23 protein-coding genes and 1 other annotated feature are annotated in these 23,863 nt (G+C 38.0%); of the genes, 1 reads left to right on the top strand and 22 read right to left on the bottom strand.

What is annotated here, in order from left to right; all coding sequences use genetic code 11:
• Positions 1-9 precede the first annotated feature (9 nt).
• Positions 10-498, bottom strand: coding sequence for a dUTP diphosphatase (locus SAZ04_RS01115; RefSeq protein ID WP_332689709.1), 489 nt, complete (start codon positions 496-498; stop codon positions 10-12).
• 170 nt (positions 499-668) lie between these two features.
• Here SAZ04_RS01115 and SAZ04_RS01120 point away from each other — a divergent pair, with 170 nt between their 5' ends.
• Positions 669-1,049, top strand: coding sequence for a sigma-w pathway protein ysdB (locus tag SAZ04_RS01120; protein WP_332689712.1), 381 nt, complete (start codon positions 669-671; stop codon positions 1,047-1,049).
• Between the two features lie 46 nt (positions 1,050-1,095).
• Here the strand turns inward: SAZ04_RS01120 and SAZ04_RS01125 are convergent, their stop codons facing one another.
• From SAZ04_RS01125 to SAZ04_RS01225, 21 genes are all read right to left on the bottom strand, one after another.
• Complete coding sequence (locus tag SAZ04_RS01125) at positions 1,096-1,671, bottom strand: TVP38/TMEM64 family protein (protein WP_332689715.1); 576 nt, start codon at positions 1,669-1,671, stop codon at positions 1,096-1,098.
• A 34-nt stretch (positions 1,672-1,705) separates the two neighbouring features.
• On the bottom strand, positions 1,706-2,029 hold the full coding sequence (locus SAZ04_RS01130; RefSeq protein WP_431308942.1) for a DUF1294 domain-containing protein: 324 nt from the start codon (positions 2,027-2,029) through the stop codon (positions 1,706-1,708).
• A 213-nt stretch (positions 2,030-2,242) separates the two neighbouring features.
• Positions 2,243-2,602 (bottom strand): 50S ribosomal protein L20, encoded by a 360-nt coding sequence (rplT, locus tag SAZ04_RS01135; RefSeq protein WP_332689721.1) that lies wholly within the window; start codon positions 2,600-2,602, stop codon positions 2,243-2,245.
• Between the two features lie 36 nt (positions 2,603-2,638).
• Complete coding sequence (gene rpmI / locus SAZ04_RS01140; protein ID WP_332689724.1) at positions 2,639-2,839, bottom strand: 50S ribosomal protein L35; 201 nt, start codon at positions 2,837-2,839, stop codon at positions 2,639-2,641.
• Between the two features lie 39 nt (positions 2,840-2,878).
• Positions 2,879-3,382, bottom strand: a complete 504-nt coding sequence (infC, locus tag SAZ04_RS01145) for a translation initiation factor IF-3 (protein WP_332689727.1) — start codon at positions 3,380-3,382, stop codon at positions 2,879-2,881.
• 106 nt (positions 3,383-3,488) lie between these two features.
• Positions 3,489-3,611, bottom strand: a sequence feature (ribosomal protein L20 leader region).
• Positions 3,612-3,790: 179 nt separating this feature from the next.
• A complete protein-coding gene (gene thrS, locus SAZ04_RS01150) occupies positions 3,791-5,722 on the bottom strand; it encodes a threonine--tRNA ligase (RefSeq protein WP_332689730.1) in 1,932 nt (643 codons plus the stop codon).
• Between the two features lie 419 nt (positions 5,723-6,141).
• On the bottom strand, positions 6,142-7,002 hold the full coding sequence (gene ytxC, locus SAZ04_RS01155; RefSeq protein WP_332689733.1) for a putative sporulation protein YtxC: 861 nt from the start codon (positions 7,000-7,002) through the stop codon (positions 6,142-6,144).
• A gap of 317 nt (positions 7,003-7,319) precedes the next feature.
• Entirely contained in the window at positions 7,320-8,432 is a 1,113-nt protein-coding gene (mqnC, locus tag SAZ04_RS01160) for a cyclic dehypoxanthinyl futalosine synthase (RefSeq protein WP_332689736.1), read from the bottom strand.
• 102 nt (positions 8,433-8,534) lie between these two features.
• On the bottom strand, positions 8,535-9,461 hold the full coding sequence (gene dnaI, locus SAZ04_RS01165; protein WP_332689739.1) for a primosomal protein DnaI: 927 nt from the start codon (positions 9,459-9,461) through the stop codon (positions 8,535-8,537).
• A gap of 2 nt (positions 9,462-9,463) precedes the next feature.
• The gene (locus tag SAZ04_RS01170; RefSeq protein WP_332689742.1) at positions 9,464-10,915 is read right to left on the bottom strand and encodes a replication initiation and membrane attachment family protein; all 1,452 of its coding nucleotides are present in this window, start codon (positions 10,913-10,915) and stop codon (positions 9,464-9,466) included.
• A gap of 212 nt (positions 10,916-11,127) precedes the next feature.
• Positions 11,128-11,583: a transcriptional regulator NrdR gene (nrdR, locus tag SAZ04_RS01175; protein WP_332689745.1), complete on the bottom strand. Its 456-nt coding sequence runs from the start codon at positions 11,581-11,583 to the stop codon at positions 11,128-11,130.
• A gap of 312 nt (positions 11,584-11,895) precedes the next feature.
• Entirely contained in the window at positions 11,896-12,279 is a 384-nt protein-coding gene (gene speD, locus SAZ04_RS01180) for an adenosylmethionine decarboxylase (RefSeq protein WP_332689748.1), read from the bottom strand.
• A 525-nt stretch (positions 12,280-12,804) separates the two neighbouring features.
• Positions 12,805-13,839 (bottom strand): glyceraldehyde-3-phosphate dehydrogenase, encoded by a 1,035-nt coding sequence (locus SAZ04_RS01185; RefSeq protein WP_332689751.1) that lies wholly within the window; start codon positions 13,837-13,839, stop codon positions 12,805-12,807.
• Between the two features lie 175 nt (positions 13,840-14,014).
• The gene (gene coaE / locus SAZ04_RS01190) at positions 14,015-14,611 is read right to left on the bottom strand and encodes a dephospho-CoA kinase (protein ID WP_332689754.1); all 597 of its coding nucleotides are present in this window, start codon (positions 14,609-14,611) and stop codon (positions 14,015-14,017) included.
• 25 nt (positions 14,612-14,636) lie between these two features.
• The gene (gene ytaF, locus SAZ04_RS01195; protein WP_332689757.1) at positions 14,637-15,272 is read right to left on the bottom strand and encodes a sporulation membrane protein YtaF; all 636 of its coding nucleotides are present in this window, start codon (positions 15,270-15,272) and stop codon (positions 14,637-14,639) included.
• A gap of 64 nt (positions 15,273-15,336) precedes the next feature.
• Positions 15,337-16,161 (bottom strand): DNA-formamidopyrimidine glycosylase, encoded by an 825-nt coding sequence (mutM, locus tag SAZ04_RS01200; protein WP_332689760.1) that lies wholly within the window; start codon positions 16,159-16,161, stop codon positions 15,337-15,339.
• A gap of 11 nt (positions 16,162-16,172) precedes the next feature.
• Entirely contained in the window at positions 16,173-18,797 is a 2,625-nt protein-coding gene (gene polA / locus SAZ04_RS01205; RefSeq protein WP_332689763.1) for a DNA polymerase I, read from the bottom strand.
• Between the two features lie 123 nt (positions 18,798-18,920).
• A complete protein-coding gene (gene hflC, locus SAZ04_RS01210; protein ID WP_332689766.1) occupies positions 18,921-19,853 on the bottom strand; it encodes a protease modulator HflC in 933 nt (310 codons plus the stop codon).
• Positions 19,853-20,806: an FtsH protease activity modulator HflK gene (hflK, locus tag SAZ04_RS01215; RefSeq protein WP_332689769.1), complete on the bottom strand. Its 954-nt coding sequence runs from the start codon at positions 20,804-20,806 to the stop codon at positions 19,853-19,855. Before hflK ends, hflC begins: the two co-directional genes overlap by 1 nt.
• Before the next feature lie 419 nt (positions 20,807-21,225).
• A complete protein-coding gene (gene pnpS, locus SAZ04_RS01220; protein ID WP_332689772.1) occupies positions 21,226-23,001 on the bottom strand; it encodes a two-component system histidine kinase PnpS in 1,776 nt (591 codons plus the stop codon).
• Complete coding sequence (locus tag SAZ04_RS01225; protein ID WP_332689775.1) at positions 22,994-23,719, bottom strand: response regulator transcription factor; 726 nt, start codon at positions 23,717-23,719, stop codon at positions 22,994-22,996. The genes pnpS and SAZ04_RS01225 overlap by 8 nt, the downstream gene beginning before the upstream one ends.
• Positions 23,720-23,863: the final 144 nt, after the last annotated feature.

Genomic DNA, 23,863 nt, shown 5'->3' on the forward strand with positions numbered 1-23,863 from the left:
CTAATTCTATTAGTATCCTGCATCTTGGCGTTGATGATTCACTTTATTTTTCTGTAGATATGATCTTTCTATTTCTTTATGAGAAAAACCAAGCAGTTGTCCTAATACGAAAAATGAATCAGCCAATTGTTGATACTTGTCTAACGTACGATTTAAATCAAGTTGATGTGTTTGTTGCATAATTGTAAGAAACTGCTCTGTTACCGACTGTTGATAGCTGTCATTTTCTTTCAGCTTGATATTCTCAAAACCGAGTGATAACCCTAGCGTTAACACAAAATGCAAACCATCTACATACTCTTCCAAAATAACAGTACGTTCTGATGAAGATTTCCGACTCCAGTATTTGAAGCATCTCGTTTCATTAGCAAGTTCTCCTACTTCCACTAGAAAAGCAAGCAGTTTTTCTTTAAATAAATCTTGTTCATTTAGTTGATGCTCTTGTACAATTCGGTCATTTAGCTGTTTCTGAATCGCAAATAATCCTTGAATATCCATTTGGTCACTCCTTTACATAGTAATTATAACAATTTTTTTATGAAAACACGCAACCAAACGATGACTTATTCGTAATACATAGTAGGAAGCTTTACTTTTTTTATAAAACTATGTCAAAATCAAGTTAACTAAATCGAACACTAGTTACCTCATAAGGAGGCTTCAATATTATGGTGATTTTATTTCGATTATTACTATTAGTCGCTCTTATTGTACTTGCTTACACGGCTTTTAAATACTTATTCCATCCTCGGCGTAAATTAGAACAAGCTCATGATCGCAAACAATTTTATTTCTATGATGATGACAAAGATGTACGTAAAAATTTTCTTATGACATACAAAGGAGTCATGTTCGAGGGAGAAAAGTATTTAGGGACAACGGAGCAGTCTTTTGAAATTGTTTCGATTTATGTATGGGCGAAGCATACAGATCAGTTAACTGGTTTGAGCAAGGAAGACTTTCAATTTATTGCAGATGATATCCATTTACGCTATCCGAACGCTAAACTCGAATGGAAAAGTCCAATAAAAGAGTTATTTCGAAAATAAGAGGTAGTTCAAAAAGGGAAAATTCACCCTTTTTGAACTACCTCTTTTATGAATTTTTGGGTGAGAAAAAGTCATTCCATCTAATATTTGTTCGTTTCTTTCGGAAGAAGAGAAACAAAACAGCTAAAAATACTGCAAAGACAACCGTACCAGCTAGTGGTAGTTCATGAATCATGTCTCCAAATGCTGTATAGACAACAGCTGGAGGGATGCTTACAAGAAACGAATATTTCGTATAGTCTTTTACATTCCTTGTCGATTCAATTAAATATAATGAAACTAGATGAAAATGAATAAATGGCATCAGCCTCATAATCATCATTTGCGGCAACGTCAACTGATGTTTGTCTTTTAAAAATCGTTGTTTCAGCGCAGTAAGTTTATCTTTCATGCTAGGAAGAATATGAATTAGTCCATAAAAGACAACACTTAGAGCAGTAAGACCAATAATTGAATAAAGCGATCCGTAAATCGTTCCGAACAAGTAGCCTCCTAGTAAGCAAATAAGCAAAACTGGGATGAAAAGTACTTGTCTAAAGACGTGGAGCAAAACAAAAAATAACGGAGCAAACCAACCACTTTGTTCAATAAATTGGAATGAACGTTCTAATAACTCCTCCATTTCAAGTCCCCCTCTCTCTAATCTATGCTTAGATCTACGGTAAGATGAAGACGACTACAGCTAATTGAGTTAAAAAAATAAACGGGATCCCTATTGCAAAGCTTTTATGCTTTGTTTTATGTCGAAATGATTTCATTCCAGCAAATATCCCCAGACTCCCACCGAATATCGCTAACATAAATAAGGTTCGTTCCGGTACTCTTCTCTCACGTCGTTTTGCTCGTGTCTTGTCCATTCTCATTATAAAAAAAGCTAGTAGATTTATGATAATAAAGTAGATAATTAGGATTATAATTGACACCTCCCAACTGTAATCGCTAACACTATTTGGGGCGTAACCCACCTTTACCTGTTGCATTCGATTCTTAAGTAGGTTGCTTCTTGGCAAATGTACATTCACAAACAGTTTCTATATCTGTGCTTTTAGAATAGCACAAACTTACTTTGAAGTGGCGTGAGTTCGAGAACTTCTTTTATTATTGTATTGAGAAAGCTGCATGAAAGACCTACGAGCAGTTGTAAAGCACCTTTTCCAAATAAAAAAAACGCGACATAAGTCGCGCTTTTTATTTTATGCATTTAGGCTTGCTTTTGCTTTTTCAGCAAGTTGTGCAAATGACTTTTCGTCAGTGATTGCAAGTTCTGCAAGCATTTTACGATTAACATTGATATCAGCAAGCTTTAAACCGTGCATGAAACGGCTGTAAGAAAGACCGTTTATACGTGCAGCTGCATTGATACGAGTAATCCATAGCTTCCGGAAGTCACGTTTCTTGTTGCGACGGTCGCGGTAAGCGTATAGTAAAGACTTCATTACCTGTCCTTGCGCTGATTTAAATAATGTATGTTTAGAACCGTAATACCCTTTAGCTAACTTTAATACCTTCTTGCGACGACGACGAGCGACATAACCGCCTTTTACTCTTGGCATCGAAGTTCCCTCCTTTTTCTTTCAAAACGAAATCAATTATTTTTTGTACGTTAACATTTGACGAATGCGTTTGAAGTCACCAGAATGAACCATTCCAGCTTTGCGTAGCTTACGCTTTTGTTTTGTTGACTTGTTACCGAATAAGTGACTAGTAAATGCGTGTGAACGCTTAAGCTTTCCAGATCCAGTCTTCTTGAAACGCTTAGCAGCTCCACGGTGAGTTTTCATTTTTGGCATAACTCAGGTCCTCCTTTAATCTTGTTCGAGCTAAAGATATTACTTCTCAGCTTTAGGAGCTAAGATAAGGAACATGCTACGTCCTTCCATCTTAGGCATTGATTCAACCGATGCAATATCTTCACAGTCTTTTGCAAGACGCTCTAATACTTTCCGTCCAATTTGAGAGTGAGTAATGGCACGTCCACGAAAGCGGATCGCTGCTTTTACTTTATCTCCTTTTTCAAGGAATTTTCGAGCATTACGAAGCTTCGTATTAAAGTCATTATCCTCGATGTTCGGGCTCAGACGAACCTCTTTCACGTTGATAATCTTTTGTTTCTTACGAGCTTCTTTATCTTTCTTTTGTTGCTCATAACGGAATTTTCCGTAGTCCATGATACGACACACAGGCGGTTTCGCAGTTGGAGCAACACATACTAAGTCAAGGTTGACGTTTTGTGCCATTTCAAGTGCTTCTTGTTTAGACTTAACGCCGACTTGATCGCCGTTTGCTCCAATAAGACGTACTTCACGTGCACGAATCCCTTCATTGACCAACATGTCTTTACTAATAATGAGCCACCTCCAAAGGATTTTAACGAATCAAAGCAAAATTATCGCATGGCCATTTCCACGTTTAATAAAAATAGCTTTTATGCTTCATTCAAGTACAAAAAAAGTGTAGGCGCAATACGCCCACACTTTGTCCATTTGTTAAAATGAAACTGATTATACCTGTAAACTGCTAATGCGTCAATCAGGTGAGAAGCGGGCGCTTCTGCTTGCTTTGTTTCCAATGTTAAATTGTTTACTAAATGACTATATCATAACCAGTGAAAGGCGTCAACTCTTTAGTGGCCGACTTCATTATTCTAACCGCAAATGTCTATGATTGCAATGACTATTTTAAGAGGGAACTCAAAAAGGTTAGTTTTCACCTTTTTGAGTTCCCTCTTTATGGTTGCTATTTTATTTGCGTGCTTCTAACTTCATCTGCTCTACAAATTCATCTAAAGAAACAGATACTGAATCTTGCTCTCCATATTTTCGAATATTAACAGTTGAAGCTTCCCTTTCTTTGTCCCCGAGTACAAGCATATAAGGGATCTTCTGCATTTGCGCTTCACGGATTTTATAGCCTAATTTTTCATCACGTTCATCAATTTCTACCCGTACACCAACCTGTTGTAAACTCTCTTGTACCTTCTTAGCGTAATCTAGATGAACATCATTTGAAACAGGAATAATTTGCGCTTGAATCGGCGCTAACCATGTTGGAAATGCCCCTTTATATTCTTCAAGCAAGAACGCGACAAAACGCTCCATTGTTGAAACAACTCCACGGTGAACAACAACTGGACGATGTTGCTGTCCATCTTCACCAACGTATGTTAAGTCAAAACGTTCAGGTAATAAGAAGTCTAATTGTACAGTTGAAAGAGTTTCCTCTTTCCCAAGAGCCGTTTTAACTTGCACGTCAAGCTTTGGACCGTAGAATGCTGCCTCGCCTTCTGCTTCAAAGTACTCAATGCCCTCGAGTTCATTCATCGCATCCTTAAGCATGCTTTGAGCCTTATTCCACATTTCATCATCATCAAAATACTTTTCTGTATCTTCAGGATCACGATAAGACAGACGGAACTTATATTTATCAATTCCAAAGTCATTATAAACCTCTTGAATAAGACGAACGACACGTAAAAATTCATCTTTAATTTGATCAGGACGACAGAAAATATGAGCATCATTTAGCGTCATACCGCGTACACGTTGAAGTCCAGATACCGCTCCAGACATTTCATATCGATGCATCATGCCAAGTTCTGCAATTCGAAGCGGCAATTGACGATAACTCCGCATGTCTTGCTTATACACCATCATATGATGTGGACAGTTCATCGGACGTAGAACAAACTCTTCATTATCACGTTCCATAACAGGGAACATATCGTCTTTATAATGATCCCAGTGTCCTGATGTTTTGTATAGTTCAGAGCTACCTAAGATAGGAGTGTACACATGTTGATAACCAAGTCTTTCTTCTTTATCAACTATGTAACGTTCAATAATCCGACGAACTGTTGCTCCTTTGGGTAACCAAAGAGGCAGACCTTGTCCTACTTTTTGCGAAAGAGCAAAAATGCCAAGCTCTTTTCCAAGCTTACGGTGGTCACGTTCCTTTGCTTCTTCAAGCAGATGAAGATGCTCTTTTAAATCATCTTTATTAAAGAAGGCAGTTCCGTATATACGTTGTAGCATTTTATTTTTGCTATCTCCACGCCAATAAGCACCTGCTAAGCTTAAAAGCTTGAATTCCTTAATTTTGTTAGTTGAAGGAATATGAACTCCGCGACATAAATCAAAGAATTCACCTTGCTCATAAATCGTTAACATTTCTCCTTCTGGGATAGCTTCAATTAACTCAAGCTTATACTCGTCCCCTAGTTCTTTGTATTGATTGATTGCCTCTTCACGAGAAACTTCCATACGTTTTACTTCAAGGTTTTCAGAGATGATACGTTTCATTTCTTTTTCAATCTTTGGCAGGTCTTCTGGTGTAAGCGACTCTTCTGAATCAATGTCGTAATAGAATCCACCTTCAATCACAGGTCCTACCCCTAATTTAACATTTTTATAAAGACGCTTAATCGCTTGAGCCATTACGTGAGCTGTACTGTGACGAACGATTTCTAAAGCTTCTTCAGAATCAGGCATAACAATCGCAATTGTCCCATCTTCCGTAATTGGCGTGCGTAGATCAAGCAATGTATCATTTAATTTACCAGCAATTGCCTTCTTTTTTAATCCTGGACTAATTGATGCTGCAATGTCTTCTGTTGTTGTTCCACTTGGAAACTCCTTGACTGCTCCATCTGGAAATGTAATTTTTAGATCGACCATACTGTCCACTCCTTCTTTCTAGATACGATTTAGCAAAATTTGCAATGGCTGCGCTCATTACTTCGAGATTGTTCTTTTAAGGAAACAACCTCATATAAAAAAACACCCATCCCTCTATACAGAAGGGACGAGTGTAGTTCGTGGTTCCACCCTTGTTCAAGACTGACTCATATGAATCGGTCTCCTCAAGATACAACATAACGGCTGTCGACCGGCGTCAGATAGTCCATGCGAATGTTTCCCTGCCGCAGTTCAGAGGTGGTAAGAACGCCATTCTAGTTAGGAAGCTCTCAGCATATGCTCCCCTCTCTGACAACCGATACGAGCGCCTCGTGTCCTCATCAATACTCTTATTTGTTTGACTATGATATGTAGTATTATAGGGAGGCTTGTTCGGAAAATCAAGAGGCAATCGAAAGTTAACTCCATTCCTGTTCATATGCTTTTAGTGGAAACAGTTTCATTCTCTCTTGAAAAATAGCTTGAATCGATAGAATGACCCCATGATCTGGGTCATCTGAAAAGACATGTACACGGTTAGGCACCATACTAACAAGTGGACTTATGACCATATCCTCAACATCGACTTCTTGTTCAAACACCAAATCATCTTGTAAATGAAAGAGCAGTTCTTCTCGAGTCATTCTTCGGAAATGGTCATCATAAAAAGTAAACGATCCATCGTGAACAACATATACCATATCAAGCTTCGAACGTTTCGATTGAACAAATTGACGAAAGTCCTCAATCATATTTTGATACTCTTGTTCAAGCATATACTCATCAATAGCAATCTCCACACAGTCAATCAGCATTTCCCCATAATCACGCAATCGAAATGTGAGAAATGGTTCGTAATAAAACGTCGTCTCCTCTTCTAAATGTTTAGAAAAAGCATGATAAATAAATTCTCGACGATTGAAAAATGGTTTCATTTGGGGTAAATCATTACGGTCCCCTTCTAAAATCGAACGTGCAACTGTTAAAATCTGCGCCTGCTCTTGTTCATCCGTAAAATAAAACATATTTTCAATAATATCTAATAACCACTCATCTTCTTTCGTACTAATAACATAATCAGTTAAAACCGACGACAGCAAAGGATGAAACGAATCATAGAAATTAATATACTTGTGTTCATAGTTGAGAATAATCGTATCATCGCCTTCTGCCCTCACGACTCCACCTAAGCCGTACGCAGCGTACTTTTGCATATACTGGGTCAGCTGAGAAAACAACTGTTTGCAATCATGTTCTTGTTCAAAATGGATTGCTATCAACGCCTACTCCCCCTTACATATAACAAACACCTCTATGGGCATATCATTCTCGTCGTCCATTTCAGACAGGCTCTACTTTCATCCTATGTTCGGTTTCAAAAAACATGATTAGAAAATGAATTTTCAACTAAGACACTAGTAATCTTTGAGTGAGTTCTTGATCACAAGCTCTTTCCCATTCTTTTTTGTTCCGATTCCAGTCTTCCCTGCTCTGATTTTGGCCTCTACTCTACGAATTCCTGTCGCAACAGCTATCTTTAATCAACACAAAAAGGGTCTGCCCCTACTATGAGGTCAGACCCTAACTAATCACGGACTTAGTTTTGCATGATAAAATCTTTCTCTGCTGTTTCTTCACCATCGAATACGCGCAAGATCCCGTATTTTGTATCACGTTGTGCAGGTATCTTACCAGCTTCACGAATCAAACGTAGAATTTCATTTGTGTTTACTTTATGAGTCGTTCCTGCAGCAGAGACAACATTTTCCTCCATCATCGTACTGCCAAAATCATTACAACCGTACTGAAGTGATAACTTCCCAACCTCAGGCCCCATTGTCACCCATGATGACTGGAAGTTTGGAATGTTATCTAGAAAAAGTCTTGAGATCGCAACATTTTTTAAATAATCACGAGATGTAAGCTTCTTTGTTTTATACATTCCTGTATTTTCAGGTTGGAATAACCATGAAATATAAGCTGAAAAACATTCTGTTTCATCTTGTGCATCACGAACTCGCTGCAAATGAGTGGCGCGTTCTTCAAATGATTCACCAAATCCAATAACCATCGTAGCTGATCCATGCATACCGACACGTTTTGCTGCTTTCATAGATTCAATCCATTGCTCCCATGTAATTTTCAACCGACTGACACGAAGACGCGTTTCTTCAGTTAGAATCTCAGCACCACCACCAGGCATACTATCTAGACCAGCCGCGTGCAAATCACGCAATACTTCCTCAACAGATAGTCCGGAAACTTCAGCAATCTTCCAAATCTCCGCCGGGGAAAAAGAGTGCATCCAAATAGTCGGATAACGCTTTTTAATTTCTCTAAGTAAATCTGTATAATAACTAAGTGGCAAGTCTGGATTCGTTCCACCTTGCATTAAAATCTCGGTACCATTAACGGCAAGTGTTTCTTCTATTTTCTGAAAGATTTCTTCATCTTTCAGAACATACCCTTCTTTATGTCCTGGAGCACGATAAAACGCGCAAAAACGGCAATACGTATCACAAAAATTCGTGTAGTTTACATTACGACCAATAACAAATGTTGTAATCGGTTCAGGATGCCATTTCAACATAATTTTATTGGCAGCTTCCCCCATTTTTTCAACTTCATCACTTTCATATAGAGCAACGGCATCATCCATTGACAATCGTTCACCATTTACCGCACGTTCTAATATAGCATCAATGCTCATGTTGTACCCTCCACAATAATCAATATATGATACTTTCATCCTATCATAGTAATCTCTATGCGCAAAGTAATCTCTCTGCTTTTGGAAGAAACTTCAAAAACACTACCTTGAGCGACGATTTGCTCCTTCAACTGTCACAAACGTCGTAAAGTGCTTAATTCTCTCCATAATTCGTTTTGCTTTTAATTCTTCAATCCCACCACGTTCCGAATAAGCTAAGTGCTCTTCAAGTTCATCGTAATCATAATTAGATGTAAACAGGGTCGGCAGCTTTTCAAGCATACGATGTTGCAAAATAGCTCCTAATACATCATCCCTTATCCAGCCCGAAATTGTTTCTGCGCCAATGTCATCTAGAATAAGGACTTGCGCTCGTTTCACCATATCTATTTTTTCTTGAAATGTACCATCTCCTATTGATTGCTTCATTTCTCTAAAGAAATCTGGTGTGTACACAATATAGGATTCAATATTTCGATCACGTAACTCATTTGCAACGGCACCCATAAGATGTGTTTTCCCTACACCAAAACGACCATAAAAATACAGTCCTTGTCCATCACTTCCAGGCATTGCATTTACAGCAAAGGCTAATGCTTTGCGACTAGCCTCTTCACGATCCTGATCCCGATCTAACTTCTCGAATTTAGCATCTAGTATGTCCTTTGGAACATATAGCGATTTAATGAGCTGACGTTGTTTACGGGCATCTTCTTCCTTTTTCTTTAATGAACAAGAATGATACTCTAGATCGATTACTCTTCTTGTAAGGATGATTTCTGGATGGTACCCTTTCATCATATTCGGACAAGCTACTAAACCAGGACAGTTCTCACAATTTTGACGCTCGTTTTGAAATTCATATAATTTAATTAAGCCTTGATCAAGAATCTCGTCGGTTGCAGATACATTTTCAAGAGCTTTATTTACTAACGGATCAGCTAATAATGCTTTTCTAGCGTCATGTAATCGTTGTTCAAGCTTATTATCTTTCGTCCATTGTTTTAACGCTGATTGAATGGATTCCATGCTTATCCCTCCCCTTTCTCTACTTTGCTTTTTCGCAGTTCCTCGAGCATTTGTTCAAAACTCTTTTCAGTATGATTAGGATCTATTTTTTGCGATTCTGCTTGTTTTTGTGAAGGCCCTTCAACTATATTGTTTTCTTTATCTGCTACCAACCATTTTGGCAGTTTATCTCGCTTCTGTTGTTGTTTTCGTAGCCCTGTTCCCTTCTTTGAAGGAGCTTTTCCTTTATTAGCTATTTCTTTTGACTTCCGCTGCTCCTGCTGAGCTAGTTGCATGGCTTCCTTCACCGTCTTTACTTTTTTCCTAGACCAGTGACCAGCAATCTTATCAATTAAAGCCTTTGATAATTTCATATCTTGGCTATAGAGCATAAATTCAAGCAAGACATTTGCAACTCCAGGAAGCAACTGATGATCAATAAGTAACGACTCAATAATCTTCACATCCGCTACAGGAACCTTAGAACCTTCTGAGCGGATTTCAAGTAGTGTTAGAGGAGCAGTTGTCTCATAGAACTTAACCGTACGTTCCTCTTCTGTCTCAGGTTCTTTTCCAATCATCGTCTGATATTTCACGGGTTGCTTTTGCAACCCTAAACCTGGTGGTTCGTTCCCATGTTCAACTTTATACCACTCTTGTGTTTTTTTTCTTAATTCATTTAGATCTAACTTATCATCATGTAGTAGGGCTTGTTGGACGATACTACTCATTTCAAGCGGTTCGATCTTGTACACAAACGCAAGCCTACTTATCGTTTTTCTTACGTCAACTGTTAAAACGTCTGCAGGCACAATAAACGTCGATAAGCTTTTTTCGAGAAGGTCAAAATCAAATTGTTGAAAAATAAATTCATTTGGATCATTCGTTCGAATCAGTTCTTGATCACGCTCCATCTTTAAAGCATTTCCTGTTTCTGATTGGAGGTTTGATACCATCTCTGAATGATGCAATGATACGTACACTTCGTCAAAGGCATATGTCATTTCTTGATACTGTTCGAGATCAAGCTTATCAAGCGTAAAGCGTTCGCGCAATTGACGATAGTGCGTTTTCCCAAGTCGGTTAAAAAGATACACACTAAGAACATCATTTTCGAAAAATTCTTTCGGAGTCATAGGAGCTTGCAATTCATATAAATAACTTGCTCCTCCACTTTCATCCTTACGTTTAAACGTTTTTAATAGTCCGATACCTTCAAGCTTTTTCCGTTCCTCATATATGACCTCAAGTGGAACACCTAAGAGTAACATCAGTTGTCTATGCGTTTGTTCACTACTCCAGTATTGATCATGTTCTAACTGTGACAGCATTGTCACATACAGGCTATGAGCCATAGCACCTGTAAGTGGTTGATATAGCAAAGTTAATGTAATACGGTCAATATCTGTTATATGATTACTTGTCCGAACAGAAAAACGATCAACAGGTAGCAATTCTTTCCAATGCCATGTCACTACTCCTCACCTCCACAATCCCTTTTCTTTCTCTAATCAAGTTTGAGTTAAAATGGCTCTTACTTCTCTAAGAAAAAACAACGCTGAGCTAGCTTAAATCATGTTTGCTACACTCATTGTTAGTTACTCTCAAAGGTAAACACAACCCTTTTTTAATCATTTCTTCATGTAAAAAGAGCTTGCAGCGATGATCGCTTAAGCTCTATTATTTACTAATTCTTATTCATTAGTTCCGTTAATTCTTTTATAAATACATTAATATCCTTAAATTGACGATAAACAGAAGCAAACCTTACATATGCAACATCATCAATATCTGCTAGCCTTTCCATTACAAGCTCACCAACATCTTGACTATTTACTTCATTTTTCCCTAATCCACGTAGCTCTCGCTCAACCCCATTCACAATTTTTTCAAGGGTTTCTAATGGAACAGGTCTCTTTTCACATGCTCGAATTAATCCACGTAGAATCTTTTCTCGAGTAAATTCTTGACGAGTACCATCTTTCTTTACGACAATTAAAGGAATTTCTTCTACCATTTCAAACGTCGTAAAGCGATGACTACATTCTTCACATTCTCTCCTACGACGAATAGAACGTCCCTCATGGCTAGGTCTTGAATCAAGTACTCGAGTTCCATTGTGATAACAAGCAGGACATATCATTAGATCATCTCCACTTTCGTAACGTACTCATTCGTTCATTTTCCTTACATTTATTTTATGATATAGAAAGAGGTCTGACAAGATACTCACCTATTGGAAGGTGCACGAACTCTTTTTGTCAGTCCTTCATCCGTTTTCGTATATGTATATCATATCATACTGACATTTTTTAAAGTGAAAATATACAAAAAAATGACACAAAAAGAGGCTGACCTTTAAGCATCTGGTTCTATCAACATTTTTATATAAAACCTTGGTCTCATAATAATAAATGCCAAAAAATAGATACTTGTATAGTCAACCTCTAAATTTTTAGTTATACGCTTGAACTTTTGAATTCTGAATTTCCACTGGTCCCATACCTCTAGGTACTTCAATAACTTCGCTTGATGTAGCACTTAATTGTTCTGCGATGTAATTGGCAGCAATATTCGGATCTAGGTCACCACAAGTATAAACATCAATACTTGCATAGCCGTGTTCAGGGAAGCTGTGAATCGTTAAATGAGATTCTGAGATAATCACAACCCCGCTTACTCCATGAGGAGCAAACTTGTGAAAAGCAACCTCTCGTACCTCAGCTCCTGACTTTAACGCAGCATCAACAAATACTTGTTCAATAAAGTTCATATTATTCAACTTCTCCACGTTACATCCCCATAATTCTGAAATTACGTGACGACCCATAGTGTCCATAAGTTGAATCCCCCTTTACAAAAAATTCATGCCTTCTCAAGCATGTAGGAAAGTTTTATTACACGGGGGAAAGTTAGTCCAAGAGGTCCTAACCCTTACTGCAAAAAAACAAATCCTGATTTGCTTTAATTGAAGTTCACGAAAATCAGTATACTTTGTTTACAATTTGATTGCAACAGTTCCTAGAAACTTTTTTGGACAACTTATATAAAGGATCATAGCCTTTTTCTTAAGTGCGCAAGTATAAGGTCGTTCAATGGTACTCTTACCTACACCGTACTAAAAAAGTTTTAAATTTCATTTTATTTATTTTCACAGTTTTTTGCATCTACGAACTTTTACCCTTCTTCTGTTGTAACCAAACTTTTGTTATCGAACGAACAAAAATAGGTTTTAGAGTCACAACGCAACAAACACTATTCAAAGACTACCATTGCTTTTCGTTTTGTTTTAAATAATGTTCAACATATAAAAAGCGTGAGAGTCATCTCACGCTTCACATGTCTTTATCTTCTTTAAATTCGTTTACGAAGCTGAGTGAATTTTACTCGTGTCATATAACTTATTAGCTATAAGATTCATCATGTCAACCACTCGACAAGAATAGCCCCACTCATTATCGTACCATGCTAGTACTTTGACTTGTCGATTATTCATGACCATTGTAGATAACCCGTCAATGATTGAAGAATGTTCATTCCCATTAAAATCGATTGATACAAGTGGCTCACGTGTAAAACCAAGAACTCCTTTTAACGAATGATTAGAAGCCAATTCAAGCGCACGGTTAATCTCTTCTGCTGTAACATCCTTTTTCACATTGACAACAAAGTCAACGAGTGAGACATTCGGTGTTGGTACCCGTAAAGCCATTCCATTTAACTTTCCTTCTAGTTGCGGAAGTACTTTTGCGATTGCTTTAGCTGCTCCTGTCGAAGTTGGAATGATCGATTGCCCGCATGCTCTTGCTCTTCGTAAATCTTTATGTGGATTATCAATATTTTTTTGATCATTTGTATAAGCATGAACGGTTGTCATTAAACCACTTTCAATACCAAACTGTTCATCAATTACTTTTGCCACTGGAGCTAGACAATTTGTCGTGCATGAAGCATTAGAAAGAATATGATGTTCTTCATTGATGTAATCGCCATCATTTACACCCATTACAATCGTTAAGTCTTCCCCTTTGCCCGGAGCTGTGATCACAACTTTTTTAGCACCTGCTTCAAGGTGATAACTCGCTGTCTCTTTTGATTTGAATTTTCCTGTTGCTTCAATTACAATATCGATCCCTAACTTTGCCCATGGGAGTTCCTTAGGGTCTCGTGATTGGAAAAGCAATACTTCCTTCCCATCTATGAAAAGAGCATTCTTTTTTGCCTCAACTGCTAGATCAAATGCACCATGTATACTGTCATACTTGATTAAATGAGCTAATGTCTCAGCAGGGTAGCTTGCATTGATCGCAACAATGTCGACCTTTCCTTCTTGCATTGCTTTTCTAAATACCATACGTCCAATACGACCAAAACCATTTATTGCAACTTTCGCCTTCATTAGAATAACCCCTCCCACAATAAAAGATATACTTATTATCCTTTTTCTCATTAATAGTATAACATATTTCGCGTTTAAGGACATTGTTTTTCTCTGAAAAAGGCAAAAATAAAAAAAGCGCCTATAGTAATTCTTCTTTTCAACTGAAATAAGTTAAAAATCAGAATTATATAGATCACTTTTCAATAGACCACTTATTTAAAATAGAATCAAGTTGCTTTTTCGTTTCTTCTAGAGTAAATGAATTATCAATAACGGCATCTGCTTTTGACCGTTTATCTCGCAATAACATTTGTGAAGCAATCCGCTGTTTTGCATCTTCTATCCCTGCTTGATCTCGTTCAATAAGCCTAGATAACTGTATTTCTTCATCCACATACACAAGTAATACTTTCTCAACTAAGTGAAACAAATTGCTTTCAAATAATAGTGGAATATCATATACAATCGTTCTTGCACCCTCATCTAGCAACTGCGTCTTTAATTCGTTCATCCGATTTCGCACAGCTGGGTGGACAATTTGATTTAATACTTCACGTTCCTTCGGATGTTCAAAAATAATAGAACCTAATTTTTTTCGAGCTAACGTTCCATCTTGGTTTACAACATCCTCCCCAAAATGATCAATAATTGCCCGTAGAGCCTTTGTACCTGGCTCCACAACTTCACGTGCAATTTTATCAGCATCAATGACAGGAATACCCTTAGACTGTATCATCTTGCTTACAGTCGACTTTCCACTAGCAATTCCTCCCGTTAATCCAATGAACATGTTATCACTTCCTTTAAAACAACCTCTACAGACTGAATATTCCTATCACCATTAATAAAAGACCTGGAATAAAAGAAAACTTCTTGACCCAACCTGAATCTGCAAAGCGATTGCCACTCTTCATTCCTAATGTAACAAATAATGCACTCATCGTCGCAACACTAATAGCCATCAAAATTGGAGAAAAGCCAATTAATGCGGCTCCAATACCTGCCCCGAATGCATCTAACGATAGAGCCACTCCAAGTAAAAAAGCCTCACGCCCCGTAATTGTTCCTGAGTTATCAATATCTGCTACCATAGGCTTTCGTAAAATGCGGATCACAACACCTAAGACTCTAATTTCAAAATTAAGGATGATCTCGTCATCCTCTGTCTTCACCGTATTTTTGGCAGGACGATACACTTGGTACAAAGCCCATGCCCCTATCAAAATTAGAATGATCCCACCTAGTGATTCTGCCACACTTGGAGACAAATACGTTTGAATAATGGTACCAAAAAACATCGCAACCAAAATGGATGTTGCAGAACAACCTGCAATAAATAGCAGTGATCGCCAAGGCAACATCATTTTTCGTAATCCATATGTTAAGCCAACACCAAAGCTGTCAAGACTTACAGCAAGTGCGATAGCCAATAAGGAGAGAATCTCAACCATCTTGATAAGCTCCTTCCATTTCAAACATAAGATAGTATATGGCAGGAGCCTATCCAATGGTACTTTATTTTTGACAGTTGATGCAGAAGTGCGTTCCCCGTCCTCCTACTACAGTTTTTGTAATTTCTCGCCCGCACTTTGTACAAGGTTCGCCCTTTCGTCCGTAAACCGTTAATTGTTGCTGAAACATTCCCATTTCACCTTGACCGTTCACATATGACTTAATCGAACTTCCACCAAGTTCAACTGCACGCTGTAGTGTGGTTACAATGGCTTGATGTAATCGTGTTAATTCATCTACTGTCAAAGAGGACGCAGCTCGCTCAGGATGAATGCCCGCTTTAAAGAGAGCCTCATCAACATAGATGTTCCCTAGACCGACGACTGTTTTTTGGTCTAACAGAACGACCTTAATGTTTCGTGTTGTTTTTTGAAACGATTGTTGCATAAGTTCAATTGTATAAGAATCAGAAAACGGTTCAACCCCAAGTTGAGATAAAGGCATCGTCTGTTCTTCTGTTCCTTTTTTAAAAATATGCATCGTTCCAAACTTTCGAACATCTTGATATCGCAGCTCGGTTCCATCGGTAAAGGAGAAGACGACATGAGTATGAGCAATTAGCTCCTCACCTTTTTGAAAGAGCCCATAACGCCCTTCCATTCGCAAGTGCGAAACCATCGTCACATCGTCTAATACAAAAATGAGAAATTTCCCGCGACGATTTACTTCATGAATCGTTTGTCCGATTAATTCTAGCTTAAATTGCTCGACATCATCAGGTCTTTTTATAATATTAGCCCACAATACATCAACCGAAGCAATCGTTTTTCCTATAACTAATTGCCGTAACGTTCTGCTAACCGTTTCAACCTCAGGTAATTCAGGCATGTTCTCTCTCCTTATTTCGCATCGTACCAAGTCTCACCAAATGATACATCCGCTTTTAACGGTACATCTAAGTTAACTGCTTGCTCCATCACTTCAGGTACAAGCTTCATCATTCTCTCCATTTCTTCCTCTGGCACCTCAAAGATTAATTCGTCGTGGACTTGTAAGATCATACGGCTTTTTAAGTTCTCTTCATTCAACCTTTGAGACATTTCCACCATAGCTTTTTTAATAATATCTGCAGCAGTACCTTGAATTGGGGTATTCATCGCGGTTCGTTCTGCAAAACTACGTTTATTAAAATTTCGACTAGTGAGATCCGGCAAATAACGTCTGCGCTGTAAAAGCGTTGAAACATAGCCTTTTTCCCGAGCTTCTTCAATAGTATTGTCCATATAATCTTTAACCTTTGGATAACTTGCTAAATATCGCTCAATAAATTGTGCCGCTTCTTTTCTAGTAATCCCGAGACTTTGTGACAAACCAAAATCACTTATACCATAAACAATCCCAAAGTTTACCGCCTTTGCACTACGACGCATATTTGAGGTTACCTCTTCTTTACTTACATGAAACACATCCATTGCTGTTTTCGTATGAATATCCATATCTGTCTGAAATGCTTCTATCAACTTTTCATCACCAGAAATATGAGCTAGGACACGTAGTTCAATTTGCGAATAATCGGCTGCAACCATTTTCCATCCTGCTTCAGATGGGATAAATGCTTTTCGAATTTTCCGCCCTTCTTCTAATCGAATCGGGATGTTTTGTAAGTTTGGATCAGTCGAACTCAAGCGTCCTGTTTGCGTTAATGCTTGATTATACCTTGTATGGATTTTATTCGTTTTTTCTTTTGTTACTTTTAATAATCCCTCTATATAGGTTGAGTTCAGTTTCCCGAGTTGTCTGTAATGCAAGATATACTCAACAATTTCGTGTTCCTCAGCCAATTTCTCAAGCACATCAGCAGAAGTGGAATAACCCGTTTTTGTTTTTTTTATAGGGGGCAGCTCCAGCTTTTCAAATAATACCTCCCCAAGTTGTTTCGGAGAATTAATATTGAATGTGCTTCCAGCTAGCTCGTGAATCTTCAGTTCCAAATCACGTAAACGCCCTTCAAGATCTACCCCCATTTGCTCAAGCTGTTCCTTGTCTACTTTCACCCCTGTCGTTTCCATCCGTCCTAAAATAATAGAAAGTGGCATTTCCAGCTCACGAAATAACTCTTCTTGCGCATTGTCTTTTAGTTCTTTCTCTAGGACTGGTTTTAATTGGTACAGGGCATCTGCTTTTCGGACTAAATGCTCAGCTACCTTCTCTTGCTCTGGAACTTTTTGTTTCGCACCTTTCCCGTAAACCACTTCATCTTCCTGAACTTGTCCTTTTGATTTGCGTTTAGTCACATCGCTTATTTCATGAGAAGACAATGATGGGTCAAGTAAATAAGAAGCCATCTGCAAATCAAAAGTTACCCCATTTAATAAAATCCCTTTCCAACCTAATGCAACAACAGCACGTTTAGCATCAAACACTGAAATCTTTGTTGATTCATCTTTTAACCAATCAACGAAGGCTTGGGAGTTTAGAGCGTGATCCGTTTGAATAAAGAATCTACCTTTCTCGTTAACGAGCGCAACCCCCTCAATATTTGCTTGATGATAATTTTCACTTAACACTTCAACAATGAGCGCAGCTTCTTCGGTAAGATGTCGTTCCTCAATAGTTTCTAACACTTCATATGTAATATCTTCTAGTTCCGCTTCTTCAGCACTCTCTGTATCAAACTTCGTAACAAGCGATGTAAATTCAAGTTCTTTCATAATAGCTACCACTTTTGACTGGTCATAATCACCAAAGCTTAAATCATCTAGTTCTGTTTCAAATGGCACTTCAAGATAGATCGTTGCAAGCTCTTTACTCATGATTGCTTGTTCACGGTTTTCCTCTAATTTTTCTTTCATTTTTTTACCAGATACTTGATCAATTGAATCCAAAACAGTTTCCACTGAACCGAATTCTTTTAATAGCTTAAGTGCGGTCTTTTCCCCAACACCAGGCACACCTGGAATATTATCAGAACTATCCCCCATTAAACCTTTCATATCAATGATTTGCTTAGGCGTAATGCCATATTTTTCAGCAATTAGCGCTTCATTATACGCTTCCACATTTGTAATGCCTTTCTTTGTTAAAATGACAGTCACTTTGTCAGATACAAGCTGAAGCAAATCTTTATCTCCAGAATATACCTTTACTTCAAAGTCCTGTTCCGCAGCATTCTTCGCTAACGTTCCGATAATATCATCAGCTTCATAATTTTCAGCTTCATAACGAGAAATATTAAAGGCATCAAGCATTTCTCGAACCAATGGAAACTGTTCCGATAATTCAGGTGGTGTTTTTTGCCGTCCGCCTTTGTATTCATCATATGTTTTATGGCGGAATGTTGTTTTTCCTGCATCGAATGCCACAAGCATATGAGTTGGTTTTTCTTCCTCAATAATTTTAAGTAGCATGGTCGTAAAACCATACACTGCATTTGTATAAACGCCCTTGTCATTATTCAACAACGGCAAAGCAAAAAAGGCACGATATGCAATGCTATTCCCATCTATTAATACGAGCTTTTTCAACTAAAAGGCTCCTCTCTTCATCCAAATTATTCCTTGCTTTTATTGTAGCATAGCGACGAAAAATAAGAAAAAAAAGGGAGCCCCCAAAGGTTGTTTTTTGACCTTTTGGGCTCCCTTGCTTATTTAATCAGTATACCCCATTAAAATACGCGCGTATGGCGAATTAGATGGAAGGACGATGACAGTCTCATCTCCAATTGTTTTTTCGTATGATTCGAGGGTTCGATACAGCTGGTAAAACTCCGTATCCCTACCAAATGATTCATTGTAGATTCGGGCAGCCTCCGCTTCCCCTTCCCCTTCAATTTCATTCGCATCTGCATTAGCTGTCGCAATCATTTCTGTTACTTCACGGTCCGTATTTGACTGAATGCGATTGGCTTCCGCATCCCCTTGCGATAAATACTCTTGTGCAGTTGCATGACGTTCAGAAATCATTCTGCTATAAACTGCTTGCTCATTTTCCTGTGGTAAATCTGTTCGCTTCATCCGAACATCCGTTAACACAATTCCGTATTGGTTACGCTCAAGTGCCTCATTAACTCGATCGCGAACCAACTCATTAAAACTTCCTCGCGAAGATTTCTCTTCATTTATAATTTCATCAAAATCCAATTGTCCTAACTCAGCTCGGATTGCAGAGAATATTAATTCGCCCATTATCGCTTCAGCGTGTTGTTCTGTTCTTGCATTAGCAATCATAAGTTGTGGGTCTTCAATTCTCCAAATCGCATAATGATCAGCAAGCATACGCTTTTTATCTCTCGTATTAATTTCAGCTGGAGGGATGTCATAAATCATTTGATATTTGGGTAAAGTTGTAACAGATTGGATAAATGGGATTTTGTAACTAAGTCCTGGTTTATCCTCAATTCGAACAACCTCACCAAACTGCCTAACAACTTTGTATTGACCTTGCTCAACGATAAAGAGATTACTAATAATCGTTGTTAAAAGTGCTAATAGAATAGCAGCTATCGCTCCTAGTTTCACAAACTTTCTCCATTCCTCACTAGGACGACGCTCATTTATATCAACAATGTTCTCATCGCTCATTAGTTACTCTCTCCTTCATTAGCCGCGTTTTGACTACGCTCTAGTGGTCTAATCGGTAAGTAGCTTACTGTATCGTTATTACTATCCATAATGTAAATCTCTGTATTCGGTAACACATTCTCTAGCGTTTCAAGAACGAGACGTTGGCGGGTCACATCTCGATTCACAATATATTCTTCATAAAGCGCATCGAATTTCGCAACATCCCCACGTGCACGTTCTATTCGTTCTGCACGCGTTCCTTCTGCACGAGAAATAATTGCATCTTTTTCCCCTTCAGCTTCGTTCACTTGTTGATTACGGTATCTTGTTGCTTCATTGATTTTCGTTAAACGCTCCTCACGTGCATCCGTCACTTCGGTAAATGCACGACGAACTTCATCCGTTGGCAGTTCAACATCCTGTAACTTAACATCTTGTATACTAACACCAATTTGATAGACTTCTAACAGCTCTACTAAATTTTCAAAAACTTGCGCCTCAATTTCAGGTCTTTGATCTGTTAATGCATCATCAATCCCCGTACTTCCAATAACACCACGTAACGCTGCAGAAGTAGCATTATATAATACGGTTCGAGCATCTTGTGTACTATAGAGATATAATTCTGGATCAATAATTCGCCATTGAACAGCCAAATCTGCAAACAGGATGTTTTCATCTCCTGTAATCATTTTCGCTTCATTCGTGAATTCAACGACTTCTCCATCTTCCTCATGGTACCCTACTTGAAGATTATACGTTCCACGTGATAAGATTTCGACTCTTTGAACTGGCCAAGGCATCTTGAATTTTAATCCCGGCTCAGTTATCGTATCTTCTACTTTTCCAAATTTGATTAGTGCCGCTTGTTCAGATTCATCGACTATGTACCATCCCGTTGCAAGAAACAAGGCTAGAATGGCAACTCCTATTAAGGACACAAAGCCAACAAGTAATTGCTTAATCGTCATTGTATCATCCCTTCCTAGATGTTCTACTCTCTTTACGATTCTTTTTTAGAAACGGTTTCATATTTTTTTAAAGAATCTCATTCTTTCTCATTATAGTACAAATTTCAAGGTGAATGTGGGTTTTCACAATAGAAATACTTGATTCTTCTCGCTTAGTCATGGTCCATTGTTTTTTATGCATACAAAAATAGACGTGAGCATAAGGGGGCGCTCACGTCCTTCAAGGGGATGTACTCCAAGCATATTAGGGCAGAACCTAAAATACTTACAGTAATGATGAAAACCGTTCGACTTCATTATAAATAAACAAGGTTAAGACTGTTTGAACGTAATGTAAATTTTTTGTAAACGAGGTTAATCAAAAAGGGTGATTTTTCCTTTTGATTAACTTCGAAGCAATGAGTGGAGCCGCATTTATTCTATTCATAGTCAAGCCGATTTCTTTTAAATGAAATGGTAAAGGTTGTTCCTTTCCCTACCTCACTCACAACTGTAATTTTCCCATGATGTGCCTCAACTAAATGTTTGACAATTGCAAGTCCCAGTCCTGTTCCTCCTGAGTTTCTGCTTCTTGCCCGATCGACCCGGTAAAAGCGCTCAAAAATTCGTGGCAATTCCTTATCACTAATCCCAACACCTGTATCAGCAATTTGTAGTTGAACCTGCTCCTCTTCCCCCTTAAGGAAAACGCGGATATCTCCCCCAACAGGAGTGTACATAATTCCGTTATTAATAAGATTAATGGCAATTTGTTTTAACCGCTCAGCATCCCCTTCAAGAGTGACGTCCCCTTCAATCATCACTTCAAGTTCAATCTGCTTTTCCTTTGCTTTCTTTCTCAAAAGCTCGATTACCTCTTCAATCGTCAGCTTAAGATTCGTCTTTTGCCAATTAAGTTTAAAATAGGATTGCTCTATACGTGATAAATCAAGTAAATCTTGAATTAAGTTTTGCAGGCGCTCGCTTTCTTTTGCGATAATGGTTAAGAACTTCTCGCGTAAAGGTTCTGTGTTCATGGCACCATCAAGCAGTGTTTCTGTAAAACCTTTGATTGAAGTCACTGGCGTTTTTAACTCATGTGACACATTAGCAACAAAGTCAGTCCGTACTTGTTCTAATTTTTTCAGCTCCGTTATATCATGGAGAACAAGAACAATTCCTTTTAACTTGTCCCTATTACTCATTACCGGTGCACCATAAACCTCAAAATGTCGAATCTCTAAGTGAACAGGGAAATGAATTTGCACCCGTTGTTTTTTTTCAGTAATAAATATCGTTTGTACAATTTTAATCAGTTCTTTATGCTTTATCACATCATGATAAAGTTGATTTAACCAACGATCCGTATCTTTTTCAAAAATTTCACGACAAGTACGATTAATAAGAGAAATATCTCCCTTTGTATTGATTAATATAAGGCCGCTGCCCATGTTATCAATTAACGTTTCCATTCGTTCTTTTTGAGCCTGATGTCGTTTCGTCAATTGTTCAAGATTAAATGCAAGAATATTAATCGATCTCGTTAATTGCCCTATCTCATCACGCTTTCCTTCTGCCGTTCTAGCTTGAAAATTCCCTTCTGCCAGTTCGTTCGCGACTACTGTTGCATTTTCTATCGGGCGAATCATTTCGTTCGTAACACGATACGTGATCGTTACAATTATGACCAAGGCAACAGCAAAACTAACAGCTAATATCCACCAAATCATCTCTGTCATATCTTCTAATGTTTGAGTCGATAAACCTAGACGAAGATAACCTACACTATTATTATTTTCATCCATTATTTCAACAGCATAATACAGTAGTTCATCTTGAACCGTCTCACTGTAGCGGATGGAAGTTCCTTCTTCGCCTCTTTCGATCGCTGCAATTTCTGGTCTAATAATATGGTTGTCCATTGTTGCTGGGTCTGCTGCTGACTCGCCTATTACCGTTCCATCTAGTAAAATAATCGTGACTCGAGCTTCAAGCATTTCTGAAACTTCTACTGCCAAACTTTGTGCCCTTTCTGGTATTAGAGCTTGTTCGACAAGCTTATATGAAACTAAATGAGCTTCTTTCTCTACTCGCTCCGTAAGGTTATTAAAATAAAAATTTTCATAAAGTTGACCAATAACAAAACCTATTCCTGTCAATACAATCAGAGTAATTGACAAGACGGCAATAATTATTTTAAAACGCAACTTATACATCAAGTTGGGGTTCCTCTAATTTGTAACCGAGACCGCGAATCGTTTTAATATATACAGGCTTTTTAGTATTCGTTTCTATTTTTTCACGAAGATGACTTATATGAACATCTACAATTCTTGTATCCCCAACAAATTCATAATTCCACACAGCATTTAATAATTGATCACGTGTTAACACACGTCCTTTATTATTAGCTAAATACAAAAGGAGTTCAAATTCTTTTGGCGTTAATTCCAGTGCTGTTTGCTTGAACATTACCTCATAATTTTCAGGATGAATCTCAACATCTCCAAACTTTATTACGTTCTCTTTCCCTTCTTCTTGACTAGATGAGCTTTCCGCTGAAACTGGTTGGACTCGTCTTAGAATAGCTCGAACCCTTGCTACTACCTCACGTGGACTAAATGGTTTCGTCATATAATCATCTGCTCCAAGCTCTAACCCCAATACTTTATCAAACTCCTCATCTTTTGCTGTTAGCATCAAAATTGGTGTTGACACTTTATTTTGACGAAGCTGTTTGCATACATCTAAACCATCCATTTCCGGTAACATTAAATCAAGTATTAGTAAGTCAAATGATTGGTTCGTCGCCAAGTCTAGAGCAGTAGCTCCATCCATAGCCGTTGTGACTTCATAACCAGATTGTTCAAGATTAAACTGCAAAAGAGTAACTATTGATTCTTCATCATCGACAATTAATAAACGTTGTAACATGATTCATCCTCCAACTCGCTTCAAAGAACGGGTAAATGTAACGGTTCATCCTTACTAACGTCCCCTTTAATAAAGATTTTTCTCTTTTTATCTACCTATAGTATAGCAAAAGAATCGGCTTTTTCGGACTTTTAATTTCAAAAT

The organism is Halalkalibacter lacteus (assembly GCF_036663595.1).
In the GTDB taxonomy this organism is placed as follows: Bacteria; Bacillota; Bacilli; order Bacillales; family Bacillaceae_D; genus Halalkalibacter; species Halalkalibacter lacteus.

Coding starts and splice junctions, on each gene's coding strand:
- SAZ04_RS01115 (WP_332689709.1), bottom strand. CDS start 498: ATGGATATTCAAGGATTATTTGCGATTCAGAAACAGCTAAATGACCGA.
- SAZ04_RS01120 (WP_332689712.1), top strand. CDS start 669: ATGGTGATTTTATTTCGATTATTACTATTAGTCGCTCTTATTGTACTT.
- SAZ04_RS01125 (WP_332689715.1), bottom strand. CDS start 1,671: ATGGAGGAGTTATTAGAACGTTCATTCCAATTTATTGAACAAAGTGGT.
- SAZ04_RS01130 (WP_431308942.1), bottom strand. CDS start 2,029: ATGCAACAGGTAAAGGTGGGTTACGCCCCAAATAGTGTTAGCGATTAC.
- rplT (WP_332689721.1), bottom strand. CDS start 2,602: ATGCCAAGAGTAAAAGGCGGTTATGTCGCTCGTCGTCGTCGCAAGAAG.
- rpmI (WP_332689724.1), bottom strand. CDS start 2,839: ATGCCAAAAATGAAAACTCACCGTGGAGCTGCTAAGCGTTTCAAGAAG.
- infC (WP_332689727.1), bottom strand. CDS start 3,382: ATGTTGGTCAATGAAGGGATTCGTGCACGTGAAGTACGTCTTATTGGA.
- thrS (WP_332689730.1), bottom strand. CDS start 5,722: ATGGTCGATCTAAAAATTACATTTCCAGATGGAGCAGTCAAGGAGTTT.
- mqnC (WP_332689736.1), bottom strand. CDS start 8,432: ATGAGCATTGATGCTATATTAGAACGTGCGGTAAATGGTGAACGATTG.
- dnaI (WP_332689739.1), bottom strand. CDS start 9,461: ATGGAATCCATTCAATCAGCGTTAAAACAATGGACGAAAGATAATAAG.
- nrdR (WP_332689745.1), bottom strand. CDS start 11,583: ATGATATGTCCTGCTTGTTATCACAATGGAACTCGAGTACTTGATTCA.
- speD (WP_332689748.1), bottom strand. CDS start 12,279: ATGGACACTATGGGTCGTCACGTAATTTCAGAATTATGGGGATGTAAC.
- SAZ04_RS01185 (WP_332689751.1), bottom strand. CDS start 13,839: ATGAAGGCGAAAGTTGCAATAAATGGTTTTGGTCGTATTGGACGTATG.
- coaE (WP_332689754.1), bottom strand. CDS start 14,611: ATGTTCATTGGATTAACGGGAGGAATTGCTAGTGGAAAGTCGACTGTA.
- ytaF (WP_332689757.1), bottom strand. CDS start 15,272: ATGGTTGAGATTCTCTCCTTATTGGCTATCGCACTTGCTGTAAGTCTT.
- mutM (WP_332689760.1), bottom strand. CDS start 16,161: ATGCCTGAATTACCTGAGGTTGAAACGGTTAGCAGAACGTTACGGCAA.
- hflC (WP_332689766.1), bottom strand. CDS start 19,853: ATGAGCGATGAGAACATTGTTGATATAAATGAGCGTCGTCCTAGTGAG.
- hflK (WP_332689769.1), bottom strand. CDS start 20,806: ATGACGATTAAGCAATTACTTGTTGGCTTTGTGTCCTTAATAGGAGTT.
- pnpS (WP_332689772.1), bottom strand. CDS start 23,001: ATGTATAAGTTGCGTTTTAAAATAATTATTGCCGTCTTGTCAATTACT.
- SAZ04_RS01225 (WP_332689775.1), bottom strand. CDS start 23,719: ATGTTACAACGTTTATTAATTGTCGATGATGAAGAATCAATAGTTACT.